Origin of the sequence: Pseudorhodoplanes sp., assembly GCF_035565855.1 — a bacterium.
GTDB lineage: Bacteria > Pseudomonadota > Alphaproteobacteria > Rhizobiales > Xanthobacteraceae > Pseudorhodoplanes.
Window position 1 is genome coordinate 1 of the sequence record NZ_DATMRX010000326.1, and the last position, 5,878, is coordinate 5,878.

The following is a 5,878-nucleotide window of genomic DNA, read 5'->3' on the forward strand; positions in this document are numbered from 1 at the left end:
TGCTGACACCGGTCCGATAGCGGCCGCCATGTGCGACGTGGTCATAGGCTGCAACGAGCAAAAGCGCGACAAGATAACCCGCAACCATTCGCATGGGAATGCTCCCTCAGCTGCAGTTGCTCTGTCCGGCCGAAAGAGCCTCGCGCCACGCCGATTTCCGGGGCAGGGGCCAACGCGGCCGGCATTATACGAATCAGCACCTGTGATTTGAGCATATCGCCGCGCTTTGCGCGCGGGCTTCTGCGACGGCGTCAGAAGAATGATCGTGAGGTTTGCGAAAGCGCGGCGGTAGGTCGCAAAATTTGTTCTGCGCTGGTGCTGTGAGACCTCGCCTGAATAAGGTTCTAAGCAATCAATGTTGCTGCGATGGAGTAGCCGCATGCGACCGAGCTGGATTGTTTCGTCGCATGCCGCAAGATTCGATACGACGGGTTTCGCTACGCTACGCTCAACCCATCCTTCGCTCTCGGAAAGATCGAGCGGATCGGCCTAATGACAATCCAAAACCGGATTGGACGGGCGGCTTCCCCTCTGTTTCGAAACCCTCTAAAACGCCCGCGAAAACCGCTGTTAGCGGCCAAAATCGCGAGTTTTAGCCCATGAACGCCCCCGTCACCCCGCCGATCCCAGCATACAGGCACACCCCGCTGTTCCCGCTCGGCAAGGACAACACGCCCTACCGCAAGCTGGATGTGCCGGGGGTGCGCACCGAAAAGGTGCTCGGCCGCGACGTCCTCGTGGTGCCGGCGTCGGCGCTCAAGGCGCTCGCGGAAGAGGCCTATAACGACATCAACCATTACCTGCGCCCGGGCCATCTGCAGCAGCTGCGCAAGATCCTCGAGGACCCCGAGGCCTCCGACAACGACAAGTTCGTCGCCTTCGATTTCCTGAAGAACGCCAATATCGCGGCGGGCGGCACGCTGCCGATGTGCCAGGACACCGGCACCTGCATCATCATGGGCAAGCGCGGGCGCAACGTGTTCGTCGAGGGCGACGACGAGGCCGCGCTCGCCGAGGGCGCGCGCGATTCCTACCTGAAAAAGAACCTGCGCTATTCGCAGCTCGCGCCGTTGTCGATGTTCGAGGAGACCAATACGAAGAACAACATGCCGGCGCAGGTCGAGCTCTATGCCGACGGCGACGACGAATACAAGTTCCTGTTTATCGCCAAGGGCGGCGGTTCGGCCAACAAGACCTTCCTGTTCCAGGCGACGCCCTCGATCCTGACCCGCGACCGGCTGCTCGCCTTCTTGAAAGAGAAGGTGCTGACGCTCGGCACCGCGGCGTGCCCGCCCTATCACCTTGCGATCGTGATCGGCGGCACCTCGGCCGAACTGAACCTGAAGACGGTGAAGCTCGCCTCCTGCCGCTATTACGACACCCTGCCGACCAAGGGCTCGGAGGATGGCCACGCCTTCCGCGACCTCGAGATGGAGCAGGAAATCCTGAAGATGACGCAGTCGCTGGGCGTCGGCGCGCAATTCGGCGGCAAGTATTTCTGCCACGACGTGCGGGTGATCCGCCTGCCGCGCCACGGCGCTTCGCTGCCGATCGGGCTCGGCGTGTCGTGCTCGGCCGACCGCCAGGCGGTGGGCAAGATCACCAAAGACGGCGTGTTCCTGGAGCAGCTCGAGCACGATCCGGCGAGATATCTGCCGGAGATCGACGAAGCGAGGCTCGGCGGCGCGGTGGTGCAGATCGACCTGAACCAGCCGATGGATCAGATCCGCAAGACCCTGTCGCAATATCCGATCAAGACGCGGCTCTCGCTCACCGGCACCATGATCGTCGCGCGTGACCTCGCGCACGGCAAGCTGCGCGAGCGGCTGGAGCAGGGCAAGGGCCTGCCGGACTATTTCAAGAACCATCCGATCTACTATGCCGGCCCGGCCAAGACGCCGAAGGGCTATGCCTCCGGCTCGTTCGGCCCGACCACGGCCGGCCGGATGGATGACTATATCGACCAGTTCCAGACCGCGGGCGGTTCCCTCGTCATGGTGTCCAAGGGCAATCGCTCGGCCGCGGTGCGCGAAGCCTGCAAGAAGCATGGCGGCTTCTATCTCGGCTCGATCGGCGGGGCGGCCGCGAACCTTGCCGAGCATTGCATCAAGAAGGTCGAGACCATCGAATTCCATGAGCTCGGCATGGAAGCAATCTGGCGGATCGAGGTGGAGAATTTCCCCGCCTTCATCATCATCGACGACAAGGGCAACGATTTCTTCCAGTCGCTGAATCTGGGGTAGGCGCCTCAGCCCTCTGCTTATTCCCGCCAAGGCGTGAAACCACCGCAAAGCGTGGGTTCGCGCTTTCGCGGGGACGAGGGGCGGATGGGTTTGCGTGCCGCTTGGGGACTTGCGCTTAGCCCAATTGAAATTGGCGTGGCATTTGCTTATGCCTTGGCGCAGAAGCTTCATCGATTCTGTCGTATCACATGCTCCGTGCCCGCAAGCCGTTCCGTCGCGCCTATCGCATCGGCCGTTCCCGTACCGGGCTTGGGTGCTTTGCCACCCGAGAGATCCAGAAGAACGAGCTGATCGACACCTATCGCGGTCAGCTCCTCAGCAATGAGGAAGCCGAAAAGCGCGACAACCGCTACATGTTCGAGGTCAATTCGCGCTGGACCATCGACGGCTCCAACAGGCGGAACCTCGCGCGCTACTTCAATCATTCCTGCCGGCCCAACGCCGAAAGCGACGTGAAGGGCCACAAGGTCATCATCACCGCGCGCCGCAAGATCAAGCCGGGCGAGGAGATCACCTACGATTACGGCAAGGATTATTTCGACATCTTCCTGAAGCCGGTGGGCTGCAAGTGCGACAAGTGCCTCGAAAAGCGCGCGGCGGAGCGGGCCGAGGCGCGGGCCAAGAAGCTGCGCGCGGAACGCCGGGCGGCGCTTGCCGGCAAGAAGCCGCAGGTCAAGCGCGGCAAGGTCGGCGCTACGAAAGCCGGCAAGACGAGCAAGGCCACCAAAACGAGCAAGGCTACCAAGGCTACCAAGGCTACCAAGGCTACCAGGGCCAGGAAGCGGAAGTAGGACGCCGACCTGAGCGTCGGGCCCCGCGAAAGCCGCGGGCCATATCCCGACATGGGGGTCATCACTCCCTGTTGCGGGGACGATCAGCCCGTCAATTCGCGCTCAGCAGATCGATCTTGGTGTTCGCCTGCAGCAGCCGGTGCGCCAGAAGCTTCGCCAGGTTTCGCACGATGACCTCGGCCGCGGCCGGACGGCGGGCACGGAAATCATCGAAGGCATCGAGCGGCACGCGCTGACACAGCACCGAATTGTCGGCAAACACGTCTGCGCTGCGCGGTCCGCCGATGAGGGCGAGTTCCCCGAAGGCGGTGCCGGGAACGAGCGTCGCCAGCCGTACGCCGTCCTCAAGCTTAACGCTCACCATGCCTCGTTGCAGGAAATACACTGAATCCGAAGGATCGCCGCGGGCCACGATGTGTTCACCGGGGTGATAGCTTTTCGCCTCGCACAGGCCCTGCAATTCGGCGAGGTCGTCTGCGGACATGCCCGTCAGCAATTCCTGTTCGGCCAGCGGGACTTCGACGATCTGGCTGAAGCCGCCATACCGGAAGATCACCTGGTCCTCGGCCCATTCGATGGCTTCGTCGAGCAAGGTGAAGGTGCGGACCGTGCCGGCATCGGCGAGGAAGGCGCTCAGTTGCTGGAAATGCCGCGACTCGCGCTCGACGCCGGCGAGGATCGGGCGCATGCCGTTGCCCGCGAGCCCGTCGAGCAGGTCGGCCAGCATCCGCGCCGCGGCGCCTGTCATCTGCGGCACGCGGCGCAGGTCGAACACCGTGAAGAGCCCTGAATCGGCCGACAGGACACGGCGAGCGACGTAGTCAACATTGGAAAAGGCCAGCGTACCGGTCAGTTCCAGGATGCGAATGGCGGAGGTGTGGTCGTCGAGCAGCCTTTGCTCGTGGGGCTGGCGGCCGCGCCGCTGCAGCCGGCCGACATCGTAGTCGGCGACGACGCAGCTGCGCACGTCGTTGGCGCGGTTCAGCACATGCAGGTCAAAATGCGCCGACAGCGCCTCGCAAAGCCGCAGGCCGCGCGCGGAATTGCCGTGCTCGTCGAGCAGTGGCGAATAGGTACCAAGTCCGATCTGTGCTGGGAGCACGCCGACGATGCCGCCGCCGACGCCGCTCTTGGCCGGCATGCCCACGCGGTAGATCCATTCGCCGGCATAATCGTACATGCCCGACGAGGTCATGACGGACAGGGTGCGCGCCACCGCGTGCGGCGACAGCACCTGTTCGCCGGTCAAGGGGTTGACCCCGCTGTTGGCAAGTGTCGCAGCCATAACCGCAAGGTCGCGGGCGGTGACGAGGATCGCGCATTGCCGGAAATAGACGTCCAGCACCGCATCGACATTATCTTTCACAATGCCGTAATTGCGCAGCATCCAGCCGATGGCGCGGTTGCGGTCGCCGGTCGTGGCCTCGGACTGGTAGACGGAGTCATCGACGCCAAGCTCCCGCCCGGCAAAGCGGCTATGGAGCGTGCGGATGCACTCGAAGGCGTCGGAGCCCTTGGCGTGATAGATCATCCCCGAACAGGCGATGGCGCCGGCATTGACCATCGGGTTGAACGGTTGGTTCTGCGCGTTCAGCCGGATGGAGTTGAAGGCCTCGCCGCTCGGCTCGACTCCAACGGAGGATGTGACGCGATCCTCGCCCAAAAGGTCGAGCGCAAGCCCGAACACGAAAGCCTTGGACACGGACTGGATCGTAAAGGGAAAGAGCGCGTCGCCGACTTCGTAGATATGGCCGTCGATGGTCGCGATCGCGGCCCCGAAATGAGCCGGATCGGCCTTGCTCAGTTCCGGGATGTAATTGGCGACCGTGCCGGAAAAGTCGTCGCCAAACCGGGCATGGGCCTGCTCCAGAAATTCCTGAAGGGGCGTCCGGGCGGACGCGTTGGCGTGGCGGGCGGCAACCGGGACTGCGGGGTTCATCGTGCGGTATCGTGCGAACGGAAAGGCCGCAGCATCCATGCAATTGGATGCCTGTTGTCGTATTGTTTGACACCTGACGGGCGGCGAGGGAAGCCGCCGCCAAACTCACACTGACGCGACCGGGGGCCGCGCGGATGCGCGACCTCTTCCTTCCAGGCGGTTCGGTGAAGAGGGGATTGCCCTGTGCTGGTTCGTGGTCTTTTTCGTTGTCTTTTCCTCGTCGCAAGTCTTGCGACGCTGCTTGCCGCCAGCGCCGCAGCACAGGATCGTTACCCCTCGCGCCCGATCACGCTGATCGTGCCATTCGCGGCGGGCGGCTCCACCGACGTGATCGCGCGCGTCGTCGCGGAGGCCATGCGCGACCCGCTCGGGCAGACGCTGGTGATCGACAATCGCGGCGGGGCAGGCGGCTCGATCGGGACCGCGGCAATGGCAAAGGCTGCGCCCGACGGCTACACCATCGGCATGGGCACAGCTTCGACGCTCGCGATCAATCCGGCCGCCTACAAGTCGCTGCCCTATGATGTGATCGACGGCCTTGCGCCGATCGGCCTGATCGCGCAGGTGCCGAATGTCATCACGCTCAATCCGACAGTGCCGGCAAAGACGGTGGCGGAGCTCGTCGCACTCGCCAAGGCGCAGCCGGGCAAGCTGACCTATGGATCGGCGGGCAACGGCTCGGTCAGCCATCTGATGGGCGAACAGTTCAAGCTCGCGACTGGCACCGACATCATTCACGTGCCGTATCGCGGCGTCGGCCCCGCACTGAACGATGCGGTGGGCGGGCAGATCAACATCATGTTCGACAACCTGCCGACGTCCCTCCCGCTCATCGCGGACGGTAAGCTGCGCGCGCTCGCGGTGTCGTCGCCAAGGCGCCTTGCGGTGCTCCCGGACGTGCCGAC

General features: G+C 63.7%; 4 protein-coding genes. 3 read left to right on the forward strand and 1 reads right to left on the reverse strand.

The window, feature by feature from the left end:
* Nucleotides 1-599: 599 nt before the first annotated feature.
* The gene (locus VN004_RS18600) at nt 600-2,243 is read left to right on the forward strand and encodes a fumarate hydratase (protein ID WP_325613229.1); all 1,644 of its coding nucleotides are present in this window, start codon (nt 600-602) and stop codon (nt 2,241-2,243) included.
* A gap of 188 nt (nt 2,244-2,431) precedes the next feature.
* A complete protein-coding gene (locus tag VN004_RS18605; protein ID WP_325613232.1) occupies nt 2,432-3,034 on the forward strand; it encodes an SET domain-containing protein in 603 nt (200 codons plus the stop codon).
* A 91-nt stretch (nt 3,035-3,125) separates the two neighbouring features.
* Here the strand turns inward: VN004_RS18605 and glsA are convergent, their stop codons facing one another.
* Entirely contained in the window at nt 3,126-4,973 is a 1,848-nt protein-coding gene (gene glsA, locus VN004_RS18610) for a glutaminase A (RefSeq protein WP_325613235.1), read from the reverse strand.
* Between the two features lie 183 nt (nt 4,974-5,156).
* Between glsA and VN004_RS18615 the strand changes: the two genes are divergently transcribed.
* Nucleotides 5,157-5,878, forward strand: a 722-nt coding sequence (locus VN004_RS18615; RefSeq protein WP_325613237.1) for a Bug family tripartite tricarboxylate transporter substrate binding protein, incomplete at its 3' end; no start/stop codon positions are given.

Coding starts and splice junctions, on each gene's coding strand:
- glsA (WP_325613235.1), bottom strand. CDS start 4,973: ATGAACCCCGCAGTCCCGGTTGCCGCCCGCCACGCCAACGCGTCCGCC.
- VN004_RS18600 (WP_325613229.1), top strand. CDS start 600: ATGAACGCCCCCGTCACCCCGCCGATCCCAGCATACAGGCACACCCCG.
- VN004_RS18605 (WP_325613232.1), top strand. CDS start 2,432: ATGCTCCGTGCCCGCAAGCCGTTCCGTCGCGCCTATCGCATCGGCCGT.